Origin of the sequence: Tenacibaculum agarivorans (assembly GCF_001936575.1) — a bacterium.
Taxonomy (GTDB): domain Bacteria; phylum Bacteroidota; class Bacteroidia; order Flavobacteriales; family Flavobacteriaceae; genus Polaribacter; species Polaribacter agarivorans.
Genome location: NZ_MSMP01000012.1, coordinates 61533 through 82259, shown reverse-complemented (window position 1 = coordinate 82259; position 20727 = coordinate 61533). Strand labels below are relative to the sequence as shown.

Sequence of the window (20727 nt, the reverse complement as noted above, 5' to 3'; positions counted from 1 at the left end):
ACTTTTGGAAAATTATTCAATCAACAACATTATGAAACTTATAAGCTTAAAAAATTTAGGCAAAGTTCTTTTAGGAGCTTTAGTCGTGCTAACCTCATGTCAAGATGGAACCGATGGTCTTGATGGTATTAACGGAAAAGATGGTGCTGATGGGGCAAATGGTACTGACGGAACAAACGGAATGGACGTTACTTATTTCTCTACAGTGGCTAAAGTTGCTTTAGGTGACGGTGTAACCGAAATATCTGCTTACGATCCAGCAACTCAAACAATTTTCTCTACAAATTCTGATGCAAAAGAAGTAGAAGTTATAGATCTTACAGATGTTTCTTCTCCTCAAATTAAAGCTGCTATTGATGTCACTACTTTTGGTGGAAATGTAAATAGTGTTGCTACTTATAATGGTTTTTTAGCTATAGCTGTAGAAGCTGCTACTGCTACAGACAATGGAAAAGTAGTTATTTTTAAAACAGATAATTTAACTATTCCATATGCTGAAATAACTGCTGGAGCTTTACCTGATATGGTTACATTTTCTCCTGATGGAAAATATGTATTAGCTGCAAATGAAGGAGAACCTAATGATGACTACACTATCGACCCTAAAGGTTCTGTAACTTTAATAGATGTAGCCACTAAAACTGCTTCACAAATTTTCTTTGATAGTTTTAATGCACAAGAAGCAGCTCTTGAAGCTAAAGGATTTAGAGTATTTGGTTCGGGTGCTGACTTAAGTACAGACGTAGAACCTGAATACATTACTGTTTCTTCTGATTCTAAAACTGCTTTTATTGCTTTGCAAGAAAATAACGGTATTGCTAAATTAGACATTGCTTCTCAAACAATTACAGACATCTATCCTTTAGGAACTAAAGATTATTCTGAAGTTCTTTTTGATTTAAGTGATAAGGATGATACTATAGGAAATTTAAAAACATGGCCTGTTCTAAGTTTTTACCAACCTGATGCCATTGATTATTTTGAAATTAACGGTATGGGGTATATTATTACTGCTAACGAAGGAGATGCTAGAGATTATGATGGTTTTTCAGAAGAAGAAAGAGGAGATGATTTAACATTAGACCCAACTGCTTATCCTGATGCTGCAGAGTTACAAAAAGATGAAAATTTAGGTCGTTTAAAAGTAACTACGGCTAATGGAGATACTGATGGTGATGGTGATATTGATCAAATCTACGGATATGGAGCGCGTTCTTTTTCTATCTGGACTACTACAGGTGATTTATTATTCGATTCTGGAAATGAATTTACAACTAAAGCTCTATATGAATTTGGAAACTATCCAGAAAATAGATCAGACGATAAAGGAACAGAGCCTGAGTCAGTAATTACTTTTACTAAGGGAGATAATACATATGCAGTAATTGGTTTAGAAAGAAGTGGAGATGTTTTAGTCTATAATATTAGAGATATTTATAATCCTATTTTTATTCAACGATTACGAAATACTTCTCCTGAAGGCTTAACTATCGTAGATGCAGCTGATAGTCCTAATGGAAAAACACTTTTAATAGTATCAAATGAAGATGAAGATGCAAGCGGTGCAACGCTAAACATTTACTCTAAATAAGATATAAAACACTTTTTATAGAAAAACAACTATTGATTATCTAGTCAATAGTTGTTTTGTTTTATAGAAACGCTACCTTTGCAGCATGAGTAGTATTGTAGCAATCGTTGGAAGACCTAATGTAGGTAAATCAACTTTATTCAACAGATTAATTAAACGTAGAGAAGCCATTGTAGATTCTGTAAGTGGAGTAACTAGAGATCGCCATTATGGAAAGTCTGAATGGAATGGTAAAGAATTCTCTGTAATTGACACTGGTGGATATATCGTAGGTTCTGATGACATTTTTGAAGGAGAGATTAGAAAACAAGTAGAGTTAGCTTTAGACGAAGCTGATATTATTTTATTTGTTGTAGATGTAGAGCAAGGTATTACTCCTATGGATCAAACTGTAGCTAAAATCCTACGTCAGGTAGAGAAACCTTTATTTATTGCGGTAAACAAGGTAGATAATGCCATGCGAGCTGCTGATGCAGTAGAGTTTTACAATTTAGGTTTAGGTGATTACCACACTATTTCTTCTGTAAATGGAAGTGGAACAGGTGATTTACTGGATGCTATTGTAGAAAAAATACCAGAACCTTCTGATGATGAAGAACAGAAAGAAGAATTACCTCGTTTTGCTGTGGTAGGAAGACCTAATGCTGGAAAATCTTCATTTATAAATGCTTTAATAGGAGAAGACAGAAATATTGTTACTAATATTGCGGGTACTACAAGGGATTCTATTGACACAAAGTATAATCGTTTTGGTTTCGAATTTAATTTAGTAGACACTGCTGGAATTCGAAAAAAATCAAAAGTTAAAGAAGATTTAGAATTCTATTCTGTAATGAGAGCAGTTAGAGCCATTGAACATTGTGATGTAGCAATTATAATGGTAGATGCTACTCGCGGTTTTGAAGGACAAGATGAAAAGATTTTCTGGTTAGCTGAAAAGAACAGAAAAGGTGTAATTATTTTGGTAAACAAATGGGATTTAGTTGATAAAGAAACAAATACCATGCGTGATTTTGAGAATAAAATCCGAAAAACTGTAGAGCCTTTTACAGATATTCCTATTGTTTTTATTTCAGCTTTAACCAAACAAAGAATCTATAAAGCTATAGAAACTGCCGTAGAGGTATTTGAAAATAGAAAAAGAAAGATTCAAACTAGTAAGTTAAATGAAACTATGCTAGATATAATGCAGCAAACTCCTCCTCCTGCTACAAAAGGGAAGTTCATAAAAATTAAATATTGTATGCAATTACCAACGCATACACCGCAATTTGCTTTCTTTGCTAATTTACCTCAATATATAAAAGATCCATATAGGCGATTTGTAGAAAATAAATTAAGAGAACACTATAATTTTAATGGTGTACCTATTAGTATTTATTTTAGACAAAAATAATTGGAAACTATTATTTGTCTAAAATAAACACTTATTATTCATCTAACTGAAAATCAATTGGTATAAAGTATTCTACATTTACGTAGTTATCATTAACTTTTCCTGGTAAAAACTTAGGTAATAAAGTTACTAATCGTTTTGCTTCTTCTTCTAATAACTGAGCATTATCAGGACCAGAAGTAGCTATGTTTTTAACGTAACCGTCTTTATCTACAATAAATCTTACCCAAATTCTTCCTTCAATTCCTTCAGAAGCTGCATCAAACGGATAAGTTAAGTTATCTAACATATTACTTACTATAGTTTCTTTAATACACTCTTCTCTAGAAGTTCCCTGATTATCTGCACATGTAATAAAAACAGGAGCACTAGTCACTTGATCAAATCGTACATAATCACGGATAAATTCTTCGTTAGTATTAGCAGCGTTATTAGCGTTAGCATATAGCTTACTATTACTAGAAGGTAAATTAAAATTCACATAAATTTTATGCTTCACATCTGTGGTAATACCATTATGTTTTGCAGGCTTAAACTTAGGTAAGTTTGAAATAACTCGTTTTGCTTCGGTTTCTAACAAAGCATTCCCTTTAGAACTTTCTGTTTTAATATTTTTAACGGTACCGTCAACAGAAATAGTAAACGTGGTTAATACTCTATCTTCTATACCACTATTATATGCTCCTTCAGGATATCTTAAGTTTTCATCTATATGTTTTTGCATGTTTTGATTAAAACACGACAATTGATTACTACCTGAAGTACAATCTATAAATAATGGTACATTGTCTACATTATTTATTGTTAGTTTTTGCTTAGAAATGGCCGTAATATCTTTCTTAATTTTTAAAAGATTTCGAGTATTTCGCCTTCTCACTACTCTAGGCCTAGTAGAAATTTGAACAAATTCTTTGTTGTTCGATTTTTTGAATCTTTCAATAGCACATTTCCCTATGGAGTTTAAGTCTTCTACTTGATTCTTTGAGGTGCATACCTTGTTTTGAGCTGTAGATACAAAGCATGCAGTTGCAAATAAAATTGCAAGATAATTCTTTGATTTCATAATATTGGGGGGTGTGAAAATTAAATCGCAGAGTTATATCAATAAAATAAATATAAATGATATGTAGTCTTAGCTACATGACTCTCCGTGTACTTTAATGTTTTTTGTTATACATATGTGTTAATACTCTTTTTTGGGTTAAACTTCTTTTTATTTATTATTCAACTATTTTACTTTCTTATTTTTATTCTACCCTTACTTTTTCGTAAAGATTTGTAATCTTATTAAACGTTTTTGTTAATTGATTACTTAAGTTATAGATCTCTTGATCTTGATAACCTTGCTTCGTTAACTTCTCTTTATTTGTTTTTACAGATTCCCATAAAGAAGTAACATCTCCTAATGCTTCATCTATTCTATCGTTATTAAAACTAGAAATCAATAAATCATTTAAAGCATTATCTAGCTCTGTAAATACTGATTGTAATGTATTTGATGTTTTAGCATTTTTTAAACCAGGTTTGTTGGCAAAATAATATAATGCTAAACGTTGTGATAACATACGCTGTCTACCTGACTTATTAATGATTTGTTTTAATGCTGATTCCTCTTCTGCTACATATTCATCACTAGAAGCATTTCCACCTTTAGCTTCCAAAATAATAGCGTTAACTACATTATTTGCATACTTTAAAATTGTAGAATTGGTATTTATAATTTTAACTGCATTACCTTTATCAGGAGTAGACTCTATAATTTTCTTATATTTTACCCAAGTATCCCTTACTTCTTTTAATCTATTTTTGGTAAGGTTAGAACTTGTATTTTTTTCTAGAATCCCTATTTGTTTTTCAAATATTATTTTAGTTATTCTTAAATCTCTTTTAGCTTTTAAATCGTCTGGATTGTCTAACAGATAAAGATAAATTTTACCCATTCTTTGCGTTAACATACGTTGTTTACCAGATATATTTACTGCTTTATTAAATGTAAGTGCTCCATATTTTCCGCTTTGAGAAAACATAAAGTGGGTTGCTAAAAACAGAATAAATGAAAATGCTATTTTAGTTGAGTATTTTTTCATGATAAATAATTTGTTGTATTGGGTTTATTAATACTCTTTTATAGTGAACGTTGAAATTTCACCTTCTGGAGATAACTGAATAAGAAGCAGCATAGATGCATTCTCGAACTCGGTTAAATAACTTCTCTCCTTATTTTCTTCTAAAATAAGTTCATAACTTGAAAGTGTACCTTTCTCAGTATGCAAACTATCCATAGTTTTTGTAAAAGCATCTTGCTTTAATTTCCCTTTCAAGGAGGAACTAAACTTTTCGTATAAACTTGTTGCTTGTTTTTCATTAAATGCCTTTTTGACAAGGCCTAATGCATTTTGATAATCTTCTTCAGATTGTGAATGTGCTGCTACAGAAAATAGTAACAACAGTAAAGAAATGTATAAAATCTTCATAATTGGGGGTTATCAAGAGTAATTGAGGCGGCAATTTAGAACTTAATGACATATAAAACAAATTATTCATTAAAAAAAATTCAACAAACAGGAAAAACCCCTAAATAATATGGTGTAAACTACATGTTTTGTTGAATTATCTTCAAACAAAAAACAACAATAGCTTTCAAGATTTACATTTTGTATCTTTGTATGTACAAACAATGAGGTAGAAATATGACTATTAAGAGTTTTTATGATGTGCTAGATGTATCAACACCACTACAGGTTAATATCAGTTTTAAACATATATATGATGTGTTTAAGAAATATGCTAATGAAACACAAAAGTCAAACCCTTATCATGAATCGTCAAAGGTAATGGTTGAGGAAATAGAAAAAGTTCCTGAACTTATAGAAGGTTTTTCTGATTTTAGTTTATTAGAAAAACATGGTGATATTATAGATTTATTACTAGATGCTTTATTTCCTGAAGTCTTAAGCACTAATGAAATTAAAGCAGCTACCATACCTTTCTCTTTTATCTCATTTAAGTTCACCGAACGTTTCGCTAAAATATTGGAGAATGCGGGTGATGATTATGAATTTAAGGTACGAAACTTCGAACAAGATCACATGTACATTTATGCTTGTACATTAATTTTAAGTATGGTTTATGACTATCACGTAGATCTTAAGCGTCCTTTTTATTTTGATATTCCTGATGCAACAATTGGTATTACTAAACACTATAGAGTAGCTTTCAATGGTGATTTTATGGAAATTGAAGCAACTAAAGATGCTCCAAAAATTACTAAAGAAGACATTAAGTTACTGTTAGATAATTTTGACAACATAGCGCTATGGAGAGAAAAATTCCCTCCTAACTCTTATATATTTAGAGGGTTTGGTATTATGAATCTTTTTGATGTTACTGTAGATGAAACCATAACTTCTATTAGAGACAGTTTAGTGAGACGAGAAGATGAAAGTTTAAATCAAAAAATAAGAGATAATCTTAGAGATTTTTTTTCTATCAAAGATTTAGATGTAGGTTATTCAGTATTTGATATTAGTAATATTTCTCAAGGTGTAGTAAAAGTAAAAAGATCTGAGAGTATTATTTTAGAAAATGACACTCACATTACATGCAATGATTTCTTTTGTAGTCATTTGATCGGTAAAATTTTTAGAGAAACTGAAGCAATTGCAATTTCAGATACCAAAACATATCATGATAACTCTGGAGGCAATCGATTTTCTAAAAAATTAGAAAATAAAAATATTGGAAGTATTATATTAATTCCTATAAAAAATTCAACAAACAAAGACCTTATATTATTAGAGATTGCTTCTCCAAGAATTTACGAACTAAACTCGGTTAATCAGCAAAAATTAGAAGATATAATACCAGTATTTGAAGCTTTTGCTGAACGAAATTCAGAAGAATATTTAAATGTTTTAGAAGCTACCATTCAGGAATATTATACCTCTATTCATCCTTCTGTAAAGTGGCGTTTTTATGAAGCTGCTGAAAACTATCAAAATGCGGTTTTAGATCAGCAAGAAGATGCTAAAATTGAAAAAATAGCTTTCAATGATGTTTATCCTCTTTTCGGACAATCAGATATTAAAGGTTCTTCTACAGCAAGAAACACAGCAATTAAAGAAGATTTAATTACACAATTAAACTCTGCTATTAATGTATTAAAAGAGGCCTGTAAAAAAGAAACATTACCAATCTACGACGAGTTAATGTATCGTGTTGAAGACTACTTGGTAGAAGTAAAAAAAGGAATAAAAGCAGGCGATGAAGTAGCTATTGTTGATTTCTTGAAAAGAGAAATATATCCTGTATTTAATCATATTAAAGAAATTAATGATGAACTTACTCAACTTGTAGATAAATACTTGAATAAGTTAGATAATAATCTACAAGTAGTTTACGATAAAAGAAAGAAATACGAAAATAGTGTAACTAAGCTTAATGATAAGCTTGCCAAGTACATTGACAAAAAGCAAGAAGAAGCTCAAAAAATATTTCCTCACTATTTTGAACGTTATAAAACTGATGGTGTAGAATACAATATGTATATCGGACAATCGATTACAAAGGAAAGGAAATATGACTCTATTTATCTATATAATTTACGTTTGTGGCAATTGCAAACTACTTATGAAATGGAAAATGTTGCTTACAACTTAAGAAACGATTTAGATCATGATCTACGTGTTGCTTCATTGATTCTAGTGCATAGCAATCCACTTTCTATAGAGTTTCGAATGGATGAAAAACAGTTTGATGTAGATGGGGCTTATAATATTCGTTATGAAATCATAAAAAAACGAATTGACAAAGCCCATATTAAAGGAACAACAGAACGTTTAACTACTCCTGGTAAAATAGCCATTGTATATTCACAAGATAAAGATGCGCAAGAATATCTAAAATACATTAAGTTTCTACAATCTAGAAATCAATTAGGTAAAATAGAAATGTTAGAATTGGAAGATTTACAAGGGGTTTCTGGATTGAAAGCTATACGTGTAGAAGTTATTTACAATGATAAGGATACTAATGAACAAGCTAAATCTTCTTTATCCATTGATGAATTGATTAAAAAATTATAATTATATCTTATTAATAAGTAAAAGAGCCTCAGTTTGAGGCTCTTTTTTATTTTTCTCAATAGATTTTTCTAGTCTACTACTTTCCCGTCCTTATCTAAAAATCTTAACTTATAGTTTCCGTCCGTATCTTTAAAAACTTCCACTTTTTCTGTCTCTGATTTATTAAAATCTACCACATTTTTAGCAGTTACTACAAGAGTATTACACTTCTTTTCAGGTTGACACTTGTCTTTAGGTACACGAACTTCTAAACAAACCGTATACTCACCTTCTCCGACTCCCCATACAAAAGAATTTGCTCCATTACTTACTTCTTTAGAAACAGTAGTTTTTCCACTGGTAGTTTGAGTAACTTGGAAATCATAAGCATATCCTTCTACTTTGTCGGTTTCAAATTTAAGATCTAATCCTTTACTCTCTTCAATAGTAAAATTAACTTCACATGAAGGGGTATTAGTATTGTCATCATCATTGTTACATGATGTAAATGCGAATAGTGCTAAAGTGATAGCAAATAGAGTTTTGATAAATTTCATAAAATTAATTTTAAACGTTTTCCGGATATAATACAATCCAGATGAAATTTACCCTACCTAATAATTACTAATATTTTTAATTTATTATCTAGAATAGGCTTCTTCTTAAGACGCTGCTACACTCTGACTATTAAAAGCAACTGCAAAAGCTAAGACACTTATGATTATTCCAATCATAAAAACAGTATATGTAATTCGAAGTAAATTGTATTTACGATTCAATACCAAACCTAGAAAGTATAAATCTTTAGTTAAAGATCCATACAAATAATCTCTGTCTTTCATCATTTCACTCATCCCCCACTCAAACTCTTGTAAACTCATTTTATGAAAGTTACCAAAAAAGATTAGGTTGACTTTTTTATTTGCAATATCCTCTTTAGTGAATTTTCCTTGGGTTACATTTGGTCGTGTTGCCAAAATAGACAGTATCATTGATATTACTGTAAAGCTAACAAATACAATTGTAGGTATAATTAAATAATGATTTGATGGATTATCTAACTTAGGAATTAGTGTAGAAAGTGCCATTGAAATAATAATTGCATTTACAGACAGTAAAATATTCGCTTTAGTATCTGCAATATCACTCAATGTGATATGATTTCTTAACGCTACTCTAAACATGGTTTCAATTCCTCGTTCTGGCAACTCAACTTTATCTTTTTTAAATTTTAGTTCTTCTTTTTTCTGTGCTATTTTTTTTTGCTCTTGTTTAAGCTTCTTTTCCGTTTTAATTAGTTGTGCTAGATTTTTTGATTTTTGCTTTTCCCATTTCTTAATAGCTATATCTGAATAAAAACGATGCCCATTTGTTAAAAAATCTATATTCTTTTTAATCCAATCGGTATCTTTAATTTTTTCATCAGTAAGTAATTCTACTTCTTTCTGTAATAACTCAGAAAACTCATTATAATTTTTACTCCCTAAATGAGAGCAATCAGCATCTTTCAATAATTTTTCTAATTGAGTTGTAGGAATGGCATCCATTTTAGTTGCTAAAATAGCTTTTTGTACACCTTCTATGTATTCAACTCCTACTGCTTCATTTTCTAAAAACTGACTAGCTATCTTTACACTTTCATCTTCATGATTATCACTTCCTGCAGTAAATCCAGTATCATGAAACAAAGCTGCTATAACTAACTTTTCCTTTTCAGAAGGTTCTAATTTTGCTTCATCTGCCAGTTCTGTAGCTTTTTCAACTACTCTAAGCGTATGAGATATACTATGATACACTAGTTTTTTATCTAACTGCTCATTTAATAAGTTTACTACAAAACTTTCTGCTTTTTCTAAAAGAGTGCTCATAAATTCAGTAATTTAGTTCAGTAAAAGTAACTAAACTTTAGCAATTTTAATAACGTAAGTATCCACACCATTTAACGACCAATAATTATGCTTAATTGGAAAAATATTATACACTTTACCGTAAACGGAAATCCTACACCAGATACAAGAGTAGAAAAGACTGAAGATGAATGGAAAGCTTTATTATCAGCAGAAGAATATGCTATTACTCGATTAAAAGGTACTGAACGTCCTTTTAGTGGCGAGCATTGTTCATCATTTGCCTCTGGAGAATATAGATGTACTTGTTGTAATACCCCTTTATTTGATTCTACTATTAAATTTGAATCTAGTTCTGGTTGGCCAAGTTTCACACAACCTATTAAAGAAAATGCTGTAAAATATCATAAAGATACCTCTCATGGAATGATTCGAGTTGAGATTCTTTGTAATACTTGTGATGCGCATTTAGGACATGTTTTCCCTGATGGACCGGAGCCAAGTGGTTTACGCTATTGTGTTAATTCATTATCAATTCAACTCAATGATGAAGACTAAAATTGCAACAGTAGGTGGCGGATGCTTTTGGTGTACCGAAGCTATTTTTAACCAAATTAAAGGAATGGAAAAAGTAGTTTCTGGATATGCTGGAGGTAATGTGCCAGGACATCCGACATATAGAGAAGTGTGTTCTGGGTTAACTGGACATGCAGAAGTAATACAGATTACCTATGATCCTGAAGTGATTTCATTTCAAGAAATTTTAATCATTTTTATGACAACTCATGATCCTACTACTTTAAATCGTCAAGGGGCTGATGTAGGTACCCAGTATAGATCTGTAATTTATTATCAAAACGAGGAAGAAAAATTAGTTATTGAAGAAGTTATCAAGCAAGTTAAGCCTTATTTTGACAATCCTATTGTAACCGAAATAAGTGAGTTACCCACTTTTTATGCTGCAGAAGAGTATCATCAGAATTATTATGAAAATAATAAAGAACAAGGCTACTGTAATTTTGTAATTACACCCAAACTTTCAAAACTTAGAAAGTTATATGCTGATAAGCTAAAATAATTAGTAATCTGAAATTAAACCTTCTAAATACGCTATAGTATCCTTATGAGCTAAACCATTAACTACAACTTCACCTGTATTTTGTATGGTAATGGTTAGCTTATTTTCAATTTTCATTTCTTTTGCTAAATCTTTATATCGATCAGTAAAAAAGAAATAACGCTGATTACTTGATCCTACCCATGGCCTAGATAAATCATGTAATTTTTCAATATAAGGTCCATCTACAAAAATATCGCACAAATCCAAAAGTTGTTGATTCGTAATTGCTACTCTTCTTTTTAGATGTTCATAGGTATAACCACTAAAAATCATTACAGATAAGTTTGTATTCTCTTTTAGCTTCTTAATCAACTGATACAATGCTAGATGTTGATCAAAAGGTTCTCCTCCAAAAACTGTGATTCCTTCCAATTCATTTGAATAACTCATTATAATCTTATACAATTCATCTATACTAATCATATTACCCTCTTTTACATTCCAAGTATGAGGAACAAAGCAATTTTCACATTGTATACTACAGCCTTGAACCCATAAAACAAAGCGTTTACCTGGACCTTCAACTTCTGAAACAGGAATATATTTGTGTATATTTAATTGCATTTATAATTCTAATCTTCTTCCTTTATTTCTAGATTTGTTATCCTTTGATTTCCTTTTATTACTCTTTTTTTCTTTCTCTTCACAATAGAGATGATTATGAATATTTTCCTTTACACGGTCAGAAATATCATTTCTGATATAAAAATCTTCTAATGATGTATAATCTCCATTCTCTTCTCTTTCTTGAATCAAATATTTAGCTTGAACTAATGAAATGCCTTTTAATGTAGCAAACTCTTCCTCATTAATAATGTTAACATCTAATAATTCACTATCGCTAACTACATCACTTTGTAAAACTTCCAAAGTAACTTCATCAATTCCTTTGTCAAGCACATCTTCTGGTTCTAAAATAATTTCGTTTTTCGACAGTTTAGGTCTTTTCTTCTTAGGTAAGTTCTGAAATGATTCTACATAGGTATGATTTCCATTGATATAATATGAGTAAAATGCTGCTATAATACATAACACATAAATCACATCTTTTAAATATCCTAAAAAGCCTTTATTTTCGCGTTTATCTCCTAGAACTACTTTTTTATTAGGATGGTCTTTTTCATAATTCTTTAGCTGTTGTTGTTGTAAGAATTGTTTTTGATCTCTTAATGTATCTCCCTTAACATTGGTAATAACATATGAAATGTACTCACCATATTTTGCTGTCATCTTATGAATCTCCTCTTTTCCATTTTTCTTTACTGCTTTCTCATGATAACCATCTTCCAAATCTGTATCAACTAATGAATATTTAGGATGATACGTTATAAAAACATCATAACTTGAAAAGAATTCTAAATTTCTAGCATCATTTACACTGTAAAAGCTTTCTAGATACTGATTGTTTTCTTTTTTATCTAAACGTGTTACAAAAATATAAAGCACAAATAATGCTATAGTCCCTAAAATTAATTTGTAGTTTCCTGCTATGATAGAAAAAAAGATGGCTACCACAGCGTTTACATATGGTAAAAAAGCCAGAGCAATTAGTATAATTATAACTATACACATAATATCAATTTAAAAATCTAAAACTCTTCCTCTACTTTCACTCGTATCCTCAGCATCTATATCATCTTCAAGAGAAAGATTATTAATTAAGGTGTTTTGTAAGTTATCTGAAATAGAATTTCGTTCAAAAAAATTAGAAACGCTTGTATATCTTCCGTTGTCCTCACGTTCTTTTATAAAATATAGCGCTTGTACAGTTGATATCCCTTCCAATTGAGCAAACTGCGATTGATCAGCTTTATTCACATCAATCATGTCATTTACGATACTTTGAGAATCTTCTTGATTTTCTATCAAATCATCAAAACTCATTGCAATGTTCTCTTCATTTTCAATAACTGCTTCAATTTCTTTTGAAGGTTTAATATTTATTTGTGGATTTTGATTACTTGTTACCGTATCTTCTTTTCTCTTTCGTAATGTGAAGAAACAATGAAGCATAGAAATTATGATAAAAATTGGGCCTAATACTCCATAATAAGATCTATACACTGTATCTGTAAACACTACCTTTTTATCCGGATTATCTTTTTTATAGTTCGCCAGTTGCTGATCATACAATTTTTTCAATCTATCTTCTACCAAATTTCCTTCTTTGTCTAATATAAAATATGATGTATACTTACCCTGTACAACTGTGATTTTGTGGAGATATTCTTTCTCTTTTTCTGTTTTAACCTCCTCATGATAACCATCTGACAAGCTAGTTTTTATCAAACTGTATTTTGGGAATCTAAACGAAATATCTTCAAAATGAAACACTTCTAAATCGCTTCTTTTCTCTACTTCATATGTTTTTATAAGGTGTTGATTGGTTTCATAAGTATCCATTTCTAACAACACTACAGTAGCTATTAAAAATAATCCAGCATATACTGCTGCAGAATATCGTTTGATATAAATGCCATATCCTACAGCAATAATGCTATTAAAAACTGGCACAATAGATATAGCAATTAAAGGAAGAATTTTTAACTTTTTCACCTTGCGCTTACATTTTTTAGTTTTGATTATTTGACAGATGATTTTGATCCTTTACATCAACCTCTTCTTCATGAAATTCGTGGGTCAGTTCATGTTCCAAAGTTTCACCTTCAATCAACTCTTCTAATATACTTATGTATTCTAAACACCTTTTACCTTTCACTCCTTCTACTTTTGCTTTTACAGCGCCACTATTTGTGATTTCTATTATGATCTTCTTCATACCCTTATTAAAATTGATTAATATTATAGGTTAACACAATAGATTTATCCTCAGTAAGCTGTTCAGATTCTAATGTTAACCCTTTATTAGTTGCATCACTTTTTAATTTCTTGTACACTAACTCTTGAATTACATTACCGTATTCTTCTTCTATTTTAGTTACAATATTTTGTGCTTTACTCTCAGTTGCTCCAATAAAAAACATATCAATCGCCTTTCGATTTGAATTAAAAACACATTCTACTTTAACCTCATCTATTTGTCCTAAAACATGATTGTTTGAATTTACCCTTGCATCTACAGCTAAGTTTGATAATGCTGTTTTAACAATATTCATTTTTCTGAAAATTGAAGGATAAATAACAGTATTATTAACATCAGATGTTTTTGTTTCTAATTTAGATAATAACGCTTCTGCTACAGTACCTACTGCTATACTTCCTACAGAAACGCCTGCTGCTCCTAATAAAGCACTTGCGCCTCCAATAACTACTACTACACTCATATGTAAATCTTTTTCTTTTTAAAAATCTATAGTTCGTCCTCCCCTTTTAGGTTTATCTTTCGGAGAAGGATTAAATTCATCTAATTGCTCTTCTTTGGTTATGGCTACTTCAACAAATTCATTATCGTTTACTGTAGTAGCAGAAACTGCTCTAACATTAGCCCATTCTCTTATTGCCTCAATATTTTCTGATTGTGTAATTCTCAAAGGCACTGTATTTTCAATTGATTTTTCAAAATCTTCAAAAAGAAGTTTTCTACGTTTATCAAAAGCTTCAAACAAAGCACTAATTACCACCTGTTCAATTTCAGCTCCTGTAAACCCTTCTGTTTTGGCGACTAAAACATCTAAATATTTTTCCTCTGTAAAATCTGCTTCTAACAATTCTTTGTTTTTAAGTTTTTTTCGCAAATGAACTTTAAAAATTGCTGCTCTCTCTACTTGAGTGGGGAGATCGACAAAGAAAATTTCATCAAAACGTCCTTTTCGCATTAACTCTGGCGGTAATGCATCTATTTTATTCGCTGTAGCTACTACAAAAACAAATTTTTCTTTCTCTTGCATCCAACTTAAGAAGGTTCCAAAAATACGTGTAGATGTTCCACTGTCACCTGAAGAACCAATACCTGTAAAACCTTTCTCTATTTCATCTATCCAAAGTACACAAGGGGCTATGGCTTCAGCAGTTTGAATCACCTTTCGCATATTGGCTTCACTACTTCCTACAATCCCTCCAAAAACACTACCAACATCGAACCTCAATAATGGTAAATTCCATTCAGAGCTTAACGACTTTGCAATGAGTGATTTTCCACAACCAGGCACTCCTGTTATCAACACACCTTTCGGTGATGGTAAATTGTATTGTTTCGCTAAATTCCCCCATGAATTCGATCGCTTATAAATCCAATTTTTAATATTATTTAAACCTCCAACACTTCCCATATCAATTTTTGGAGATAAAAACTCTAGGATTCCTGACCTTTTTATGAGTTGTTTCTTCTCTTCTTTTATCGCTTCAATATCACTAATACTTAGTGTACCATCTCTTGTAATGGCTAAAGCTAATGCATTCTCTGCTTCATGTAGTGTTAAACCAGAAGCAGCATCACTTAATTTTTTCAAATCCTCATCATCTACTTCAAGCTTAAGCTTTTCATTATCTTTATTCGCATCTATAATATTCTTGTACACTTTTTGAATTTCCTCATTATTAGGCAATTCAAAATCCATTAAACAAATTTGTTTCGATAAATCATCTGGCACAAAAACATCATGTCCTACGATTACAATGGTTTTAGAATATTCTGATAGTTTTAAATTATAGACTAAATCTTTAATTTTTCGTATTAAGATTTGATTTGGGTGATTTTCACAACATCTTTTTAAATCAAAATAAAGATCTTTTAAAATGAAAATTGCATCATCTTTATACTCTTCAATATATTCCAGTATACTAATCGCGTTTTTAAGATCTGCTTTAACTACTTTATTTTTCTTTTCTAAACCTTTAGTTACGCTCCACTGAAATACTTCTTTTTTAAATTTAAAGTAATCTCCATCATCTGCCATTTGTCCAATTAATTCAATTAATCGTTCTTCTTCCCAAGTGGTGATATAAATAATTGGAAAACGAGCTTTAATATGATTGGCTAAAGACTTTTCAAACTTAAGGTATTGTGATTTCATTAGAATTTTTTTGATTTAGGGATAAAGCTAACTAATAAGTTGTAATTTTTGAAACGAAAAACCAAAAAAATCATCTTACTTACATTCTTTAACTTCGTAAGAAATTAGAAATTTATTCGACATAAAAGCTGTATTTACACTAAACCAATTAATACCATCTCTTTATGAAAAGATCTAAGCTTAACATCCCTAATGAAAAAGGGCAAATTCTAAATGCCTTTTTAGAACTTCCTGCTAATCAAAAGCCAGATTTCTATGCAATTTTCGCACACTGTTTTACCTGTACTAGCTCTTTAAGTGCGGTTAAAAATATAAGCAGAACATTAACTCAACATGGCTTTGGTGTGGTACGTTTTGATTTTACAGGTTTAGGAAAAAGTGAAGGTGAATTTCATGATAGCCATTTTTCTGCAAATGTCTCAGACTTAATTGCTGTTAGTAATTATATGGTAACCAATTTTGAAGCTCCTTCATTACTTGTTGGCCATTCTTTAGGAGGAGCTGCTGTGATTACAGCTGCTTCTGTATTAGACAGTGTAAAAGCTGTAGCGACTATTGGTGCTCCTGCCGATGTAGAGCATGTTACACATTTGTTTTCACATGGTATAGATGAAGTTAAAGAAAAAGGAGAGGTTACTGTAAATATTGGCGGTAGACCATTCCATATTAATCAAGAATTTGTTGACAATTTTACTAAAACTGATTTACCTAGTATTGTGCAGCAACTCAGAAAGCCAATTTTAATTTTACATTCTCCAATTGATACTATTGTAGGCATAAAAAATGCTGAAAAAATTTATCATAATGCACATCACCCAAAAAGTTTTGTTACCTTAGATAAAGCGGACCATTTGTTAACTAATCCAGAAGACAGTATTTATGCCGGTAATGTTATTGGTTCTTGGGTACAACGCTATTTTCCAAAAAAAGTAATTTCTAAATTAGATACCAAACAAGAACAAGCTGTTGGACATTTAAATTTAGTAGACGACAACTTTACAACCAAGATTCAAGTTGGGAATCATAATTTAATTGCTGACGAACCCCTATCTGTAGGAGGTGACGATTTTGGTCCTTCTCCTTATGATTATTTAAACGCAGGGTTGATAGCATGTACCACCATGACATTAAAAATGTATGCTAATCGTAAAAAATGGGACTTAAGAGAGGTTTTTGTTTATGTTTCACATGAAAAAAAATCTAACAAAGAGTTATCTAATGAAAAAACAGGGTTGGTTGACGTATTTACAAAGAAAATCAAATTAATTGGCGATTTAGATGAAAAACAAAAACAACGATTGTATCAAATTTCCGCGAAATGTCCTGTACATAAAACCTTAGCAAATAATGCTTATTTTGAGACTGAATTGATTGAAAACTGAGACAACTAATGAATTTTACAATTTCAAATACATTTACGAACGAATTACCTGCTGATGTAAATTTAGAAAACTCTAGAAGGCAAGTATTTAATGCTTGTTTCTCTTATGTTACCCCAAAGCAAACAGCAAAACCTTCTTTAATTCACGTATCCGAAGAATTTTCAAATGAAATTGGATTAACTAAAGAAGAATTGTCATCTGAAGAATTTTTAGCTGTTTTTTCTGGCAATAAAGTGTTAGAAAATACACATCCATATGCGATGTGCTACGGAGGATATCAATTTGGAAATTGGGCAGGTCAATTAGGTGATGGAAGAGCTATAAATTTATTTGAAATTGACCACAATAATAAACATTGGTCATTACAACTTAAAGGAGCTGGAGAAACTCCATATTCAAGAAGAGCTGATGGATTAGCCGTGTTACGTTCATCCATAAGAGAACATTTATGTAGTGAAGCCATGTATCATTTAGGCGTCCCTACAACTCGGTCATTATCCTTAAGTTTAACTGGTGATCGCGTATTGCGAGATGTCATGTATAATGGTAATGCTGCCTATGAAAAAGGTGCTGTAGTTTGTAGGGTTGCCCCTAGTTTTATACGTTTTGGAAATTTTGAAATTTTTGCTTCAAGACAGGATCATGAAACACTAAAACAACTAACAGATTATACTATTTCTCATTTTTATCCTGAAATTATTTCAACAGGAAAACAGAAATATATCGACTTTTTAATCGAAGTTCGTAATCGAACAATTGAAATGATTGTACACTGGCAACGTGTTGGTTTTGTACACGGGGTAATGAATACCGACAACATGTCTATTCTAGGTTTAACTATCGATTATGGTCCATATGGCTGGTTAGAAGGATTTGATTATGAATGGACTCCTAATACTACCGATGCACAACATAGAAGATATCGCTTTGGCAATCAAGGTTACATCGGTATGTGGAACTTGTACAAATTAGCCAATGCTTTATATCCTTTAGTAGAAGATGTAGATGCATTACAAACTATTTTAGATGCCTACGAAAGTTTGTACGTCACTCAATATGATCTGATGATGAAAAAGAAATTGGGCTTACCTATTGAAAACGATTATTCCTCTCTTATTGCTGATTTAGAAAAAACATTACAGCTAGCTGAAACAGATTATACTATATTCTTTAGAAAGCTTGCTTCTGTATCTAAAAATGATACATCCTCTAGTGCTTTCATTACAGTTTCAGACGCTTTTTACGCACTGGATGAACTTCAGAAATCTAGTAAAGAACAGTGGATTACTTGGTTTGATCGATACATCAACATACTCCAAAAAGTAAATCAATCAGATCAGGAAAGAGCACAATACATGAATACAGTTAACCCTAAATATGTACTTCGAAACTACATGGCGCAACTTGCCATTGATGAAGCTGACAAAGGAAGCTACGAACTCATTGATGAATTATACCAATTATTAAAATTTCCTTACGACGAACAACCTCAACAGGAAAAATGGTTTGCTAAACGACCTGAATGGGCTCGCCATAAAATTGGTTGCTCTATGTTGTCTTGTAGTTCATAATAAGTAATCCATATACATTATTCAGTAAAATATATACTTTTAGGAAACACCTAGCTGATAATTTTGTAGTATATTAATTTTAAAACAATTACAATGAATAATGTTGCATTAATTACTGGTGCTAGTAGCGGTTTAGGAAAAGAATTTGCCTTACTTCATGCTGAAAGAAATGGAGATGTTATTATAGTAGCGCGTAGAGAAAATAAGTTACAAGAGTTAAAATCTGAAATTGAGAGTACATACCATACTCAAGTAAAGATTATAGTAAAAGATCTTACAAAACCTAATGCTGCGCAAGAAATATATGATGAAGTTTCAAAAGAAAACATTACTGTAAACTTTTTAATCAATAATGCTGGATTTGGTGGTGTTGGTAAATTTCATGAAAGAGCATTAGCACAAGATATTACCATGATTAACTTAAATGTCATTGCATTAACAACACTAACTCGTCTTTTTTCACCTGACTTTGTAAATAGGAATCAAGGGAAAATACTTAATGTTTCTTCTACTGCTAGTTTACTACCTGGACCTTTGCAAGCAGTGTATTATGCCACTAAAGCTTATGTTACTTCATTTAGTAATGCTATAGCACAAGAATTAAGTGACACTAATGTTACGGTAACCAATTTAATGCCTGGAGCTACTGCTACAGAATTTGGTTCGACTTCTGGCATGGATAAAACTAATTTATTTGATAAACCTGCAAGTGCTCGTTCTGTTGCGGAAGCTGGATACAAAGGAATGCTTTCAGGTAAATTAGATGTCATCTCTGGATTAACATTTTCTCAATCATTACTGTTAAAAATGCTACCTTTTACTCCTAAAAAGATGTTATTGAAACAAATTCACGATATGCAAAAAATCAAATAACTTTATTATGATCATACACATTAGTTCCATAGAAGAATTACACGACACATTGCAGTTACCTCCTCCTAAACATCCTTTAATATCCATTATTAAAGTATCTGATCTTCCTCAAAATGGAGAGTTTAATACAGATAAATGTACCTTAAATTTGTACATGATTTCTTTGAAAGATGCAAAATCTTGTTCTCTACATTATGGCAGAAATTCGTATGATTTTTCTACTGGTACTATGATTTTTTGCAAACCAGATCAAGTATTATCACACACAACTGATCCTAATATACAAGAATTAAAAGGTTGGTTGCTCTTTTTTCATCCTGATTTGATCAGGAAATCTACACTTAGTACAAACATTAACTCTTATTCTTTTTTTGATTATGAAGTACATGAAGCACTACATCTTTCTGAAGAGGAAGAAGATACTATCACAGAGATTGTTTTAAAAATTGAAAAAGAGTACAATCAGAATATCGATAAGCATAGTCAAAAGTTGATTATTTCGAACCTTGAACTTCTGCTCGATTATTGTAATCGTTATTACGATAGACAATTTTATGTAAGAACTAATTTGCATCAAGATCATATATCTGATTTTGAAAAGTTATTACAAGATTATTTTACTTCAGAAAAACCTTCAGAATTAGGAATACCCTCTGTTAAGTATTGCGGCGAACAGCTAAACATGTCACCAAACTACTTAAGTGATCTTCTCAAAAAAGAGACAGGTAAAAGTGCTAAAGATCACATCCATGCTTTTATAGTTAACAAAGCTAAGAACAAATTATTAGGAAGTACGAATTCTATAAGTGAGATTGCTTATGAATTAGGTTTCGAGTATCCGCAACATTTCAGCACCTTGTTCAAGAAAAAAACAGGATATACTCCGGCAAAGTATCGTTCTGTGAACTAAT

General features: G+C 31.0%; 20 protein-coding genes. 9 read left to right on the top strand and 11 right to left on the bottom strand.

What is annotated here, in order from left to right; all coding sequences use genetic code 11:
- Window positions 1–31 precede the first annotated feature (31 nt).
- Window positions 32–1591 carry a choice-of-anchor I family protein gene (locus BVC87_RS11125; RefSeq protein ID WP_075342456.1) on the top strand — a complete coding sequence of 520 codons (1560 nt, stop codon included), beginning with the start codon at window positions 32–34 and terminating at the stop codon, window positions 1589–1591.
- A gap of 85 nt (window positions 1592–1676) precedes the next feature.
- On the top strand, window positions 1677–2987 hold the full coding sequence (gene der / locus BVC87_RS11120) for a ribosome biogenesis GTPase Der (RefSeq protein WP_075342455.1): 1311 nt from the start codon (window positions 1677–1679) through the stop codon (window positions 2985–2987).
- Between the two features lie 34 nt (window positions 2988–3021).
- Here der and BVC87_RS11115 read toward each other — a convergent pair whose 3' ends face one another.
- The 3 genes from BVC87_RS11115 to BVC87_RS11105 all read right to left on the bottom strand — a co-directional run bounded on the left by BVC87_RS11115 (window position 3022) and on the right by BVC87_RS11105 (window position 5461).
- Window positions 3022–4050 carry an energy transducer TonB gene (locus tag BVC87_RS11115; RefSeq protein ID WP_075342454.1) on the bottom strand — a complete coding sequence of 343 codons (1029 nt, stop codon included), beginning with the start codon at window positions 4048–4050 and terminating at the stop codon, window positions 3022–3024.
- Window positions 4051–4234: 184 nt separating this feature from the next.
- Window positions 4235–5074: a type IV pili methyl-accepting chemotaxis transducer N-terminal domain-containing protein gene (locus BVC87_RS11110; RefSeq protein WP_083629398.1), complete on the bottom strand. Its 840-nt coding sequence runs from the start codon at window positions 5072–5074 to the stop codon at window positions 4235–4237.
- A gap of 27 nt (window positions 5075–5101) precedes the next feature.
- Window positions 5102–5461: a hypothetical protein gene (locus tag BVC87_RS11105; protein WP_075342452.1), complete on the bottom strand. Its 360-nt coding sequence runs from the start codon at window positions 5459–5461 to the stop codon at window positions 5102–5104.
- A gap of 216 nt (window positions 5462–5677) precedes the next feature.
- On the opposite strand from BVC87_RS11105, the gene BVC87_RS11100 reads away from it, so the two are divergent.
- On the top strand, window positions 5678–8071 hold the full coding sequence (locus BVC87_RS11100; RefSeq protein WP_075342451.1) for a GAF domain-containing protein: 2394 nt from the start codon (window positions 5678–5680) through the stop codon (window positions 8069–8071).
- Between the two features lie 68 nt (window positions 8072–8139).
- On the opposite strand, the gene BVC87_RS11095 is transcribed toward BVC87_RS11100, so the two are convergent.
- Both BVC87_RS11095 and BVC87_RS11090 read right to left on the bottom strand, forming a co-directional pair.
- Window positions 8140–8607, bottom strand: a complete 468-nt coding sequence (locus BVC87_RS11095) for a hypothetical protein (RefSeq protein WP_075342450.1) — start codon at window positions 8605–8607, stop codon at window positions 8140–8142.
- A 105-nt stretch (window positions 8608–8712) separates the two neighbouring features.
- Entirely contained in the window at window positions 8713–9918 is a 1206-nt protein-coding gene (locus BVC87_RS11090; RefSeq protein ID WP_075342449.1) for a Pycsar system effector family protein, read from the bottom strand.
- A gap of 87 nt (window positions 9919–10005) precedes the next feature.
- Between BVC87_RS11090 and msrB the strand changes: the two genes are divergently transcribed.
- Together msrB and msrA are read left to right on the top strand one after the other, a co-directional pair.
- Window positions 10006–10455, top strand: a complete 450-nt coding sequence (gene msrB / locus BVC87_RS11085) for a peptide-methionine (R)-S-oxide reductase MsrB (RefSeq protein WP_075342448.1) — start codon at window positions 10006–10008, stop codon at window positions 10453–10455.
- Window positions 10442–10975 (top strand): peptide-methionine (S)-S-oxide reductase MsrA, encoded by a 534-nt coding sequence (gene msrA, locus BVC87_RS11080; RefSeq protein WP_075342447.1) that lies wholly within the window; start codon window positions 10442–10444, stop codon window positions 10973–10975. Before msrB ends, msrA begins: the two co-directional genes overlap by 14 nt.
- Here the strand turns inward: msrA and BVC87_RS11075 are convergent, their stop codons facing one another.
- Genes BVC87_RS11075 through BVC87_RS11050 form a run of 6 tightly spaced genes read right to left on the bottom strand, consistent with a single transcriptional unit; the run spans window position 10976 to window position 15990 of the window.
- On the bottom strand, window positions 10976–11581 hold the full coding sequence (locus BVC87_RS11075) for a 4Fe-4S single cluster domain-containing protein (protein ID WP_075342446.1): 606 nt from the start codon (window positions 11579–11581) through the stop codon (window positions 10976–10978).
- The gene (locus BVC87_RS11070) at window positions 11582–12589 is read right to left on the bottom strand and encodes a ComEA family DNA-binding protein (RefSeq protein ID WP_075342445.1); all 1008 of its coding nucleotides are present in this window, start codon (window positions 12587–12589) and stop codon (window positions 11582–11584) included.
- 9 nt (window positions 12590–12598) lie between these two features.
- Window positions 12599–13573 carry a helix-hairpin-helix domain-containing protein gene (locus tag BVC87_RS11065; protein ID WP_075342444.1) on the bottom strand — a complete coding sequence of 325 codons (975 nt, stop codon included), beginning with the start codon at window positions 13571–13573 and terminating at the stop codon, window positions 12599–12601.
- A gap of 16 nt (window positions 13574–13589) precedes the next feature.
- Window positions 13590–13796: a DUF2997 domain-containing protein gene (locus BVC87_RS11060; protein ID WP_075342443.1), complete on the bottom strand. Its 207-nt coding sequence runs from the start codon at window positions 13794–13796 to the stop codon at window positions 13590–13592.
- 7 nt (window positions 13797–13803) lie between these two features.
- Window positions 13804–14301, bottom strand: a complete 498-nt coding sequence (locus BVC87_RS11055; RefSeq protein WP_075342442.1) for a hypothetical protein — start codon at window positions 14299–14301, stop codon at window positions 13804–13806.
- 18 nt (window positions 14302–14319) lie between these two features.
- A complete protein-coding gene (locus tag BVC87_RS11050) occupies window positions 14320–15990 on the bottom strand; it encodes an AAA family ATPase (protein ID WP_075342441.1) in 1671 nt (556 codons plus the stop codon).
- Between the two features lie 164 nt (window positions 15991–16154).
- On the opposite strand from BVC87_RS11050, the gene BVC87_RS11045 reads away from it, so the two are divergent.
- The 4 genes from BVC87_RS11045 to BVC87_RS11030 all read left to right on the top strand — a co-directional run bounded on the left by BVC87_RS11045 (window position 16155) and on the right by BVC87_RS11030 (window position 20726).
- Complete coding sequence (locus BVC87_RS11045; RefSeq protein ID WP_075342440.1) at window positions 16155–17372, top strand: bifunctional alpha/beta hydrolase/OsmC family protein; 1218 nt, start codon at window positions 16155–16157, stop codon at window positions 17370–17372.
- Window positions 17373–17380: 8 nt separating this feature from the next.
- Window positions 17381–18943 (top strand): protein adenylyltransferase SelO, encoded by a 1563-nt coding sequence (locus BVC87_RS11040; protein ID WP_075342439.1) that lies wholly within the window; start codon window positions 17381–17383, stop codon window positions 18941–18943.
- A 93-nt stretch (window positions 18944–19036) separates the two neighbouring features.
- On the top strand, window positions 19037–19816 hold the full coding sequence (locus BVC87_RS11035; protein WP_075342438.1) for an SDR family NAD(P)-dependent oxidoreductase: 780 nt from the start codon (window positions 19037–19039) through the stop codon (window positions 19814–19816).
- Window positions 19817–19823: 7 nt separating this feature from the next.
- Window positions 19824–20726: a helix-turn-helix domain-containing protein gene (locus tag BVC87_RS11030; RefSeq protein ID WP_075342437.1), complete on the top strand. Its 903-nt coding sequence runs from the start codon at window positions 19824–19826 to the stop codon at window positions 20724–20726.
- The last annotated feature ends 1 nt before the right edge of the window (window position 20727 follow it).

Excerpts from the sequence above, each read along its gene's own strand:
- BVC87_RS11030 (WP_075342437.1), top strand. The coding sequence starts at position 19,824 with ATGATCATACACATTAGTTCCATAGAAGAATTACACGACACATTGCAG.
- msrB (WP_075342448.1), top strand. The coding sequence starts at position 10,006 with ATGCTTAATTGGAAAAATATTATACACTTTACCGTAAACGGAAATCCT.
- BVC87_RS11055 (WP_075342442.1), bottom strand. The coding sequence starts at position 14,301 with ATGAGTGTAGTAGTAGTTATTGGAGGCGCAAGTGCTTTATTAGGAGCA.
- BVC87_RS11035 (WP_075342438.1), top strand. The coding sequence starts at position 19,037 with ATGAATAATGTTGCATTAATTACTGGTGCTAGTAGCGGTTTAGGAAAA.
- BVC87_RS11115 (WP_075342454.1), bottom strand. The coding sequence starts at position 4,050 with ATGAAATCAAAGAATTATCTTGCAATTTTATTTGCAACTGCATGCTTT.
- BVC87_RS11125 (WP_075342456.1), top strand. The coding sequence starts at position 32 with ATGAAACTTATAAGCTTAAAAAATTTAGGCAAAGTTCTTTTAGGAGCT.
- BVC87_RS11050 (WP_075342441.1), bottom strand. The coding sequence starts at position 15,990 with ATGAAATCACAATACCTTAAGTTTGAAAAGTCTTTAGCCAATCATATT.
- der (WP_075342455.1), top strand. The coding sequence starts at position 1,677 with ATGAGTAGTATTGTAGCAATCGTTGGAAGACCTAATGTAGGTAAATCA.
- BVC87_RS11090 (WP_075342449.1), bottom strand. The coding sequence starts at position 9,918 with ATGAGCACTCTTTTAGAAAAAGCAGAAAGTTTTGTAGTAAACTTATTA.
- BVC87_RS11045 (WP_075342440.1), top strand. The coding sequence starts at position 16,155 with ATGAAAAGATCTAAGCTTAACATCCCTAATGAAAAAGGGCAAATTCTA.
- BVC87_RS11060 (WP_075342443.1), bottom strand. The coding sequence starts at position 13,796 with ATGAAGAAGATCATAATAGAAATCACAAATAGTGGCGCTGTAAAAGCA.
- BVC87_RS11095 (WP_075342450.1), bottom strand. The coding sequence starts at position 8,607 with ATGAAATTTATCAAAACTCTATTTGCTATCACTTTAGCACTATTCGCA.
- BVC87_RS11070 (WP_075342445.1), bottom strand. The coding sequence starts at position 12,589 with ATGTGTATAGTTATAATTATACTAATTGCTCTGGCTTTTTTACCATAT.
- BVC87_RS11110 (WP_083629398.1), bottom strand. The coding sequence starts at position 5,074 with ATGAAAAAATACTCAACTAAAATAGCATTTTCATTTATTCTGTTTTTA.
- BVC87_RS11100 (WP_075342451.1), top strand. The coding sequence starts at position 5,678 with ATGACTATTAAGAGTTTTTATGATGTGCTAGATGTATCAACACCACTA.
- BVC87_RS11040 (WP_075342439.1), top strand. The coding sequence starts at position 17,381 with ATGAATTTTACAATTTCAAATACATTTACGAACGAATTACCTGCTGAT.
- BVC87_RS11105 (WP_075342452.1), bottom strand. The coding sequence starts at position 5,461 with ATGAAGATTTTATACATTTCTTTACTGTTGTTACTATTTTCTGTAGCA.
- msrA (WP_075342447.1), top strand. The coding sequence starts at position 10,442 with ATGATGAAGACTAAAATTGCAACAGTAGGTGGCGGATGCTTTTGGTGT.
- BVC87_RS11075 (WP_075342446.1), bottom strand. The coding sequence starts at position 11,581 with ATGCAATTAAATATACACAAATATATTCCTGTTTCAGAAGTTGAAGGT.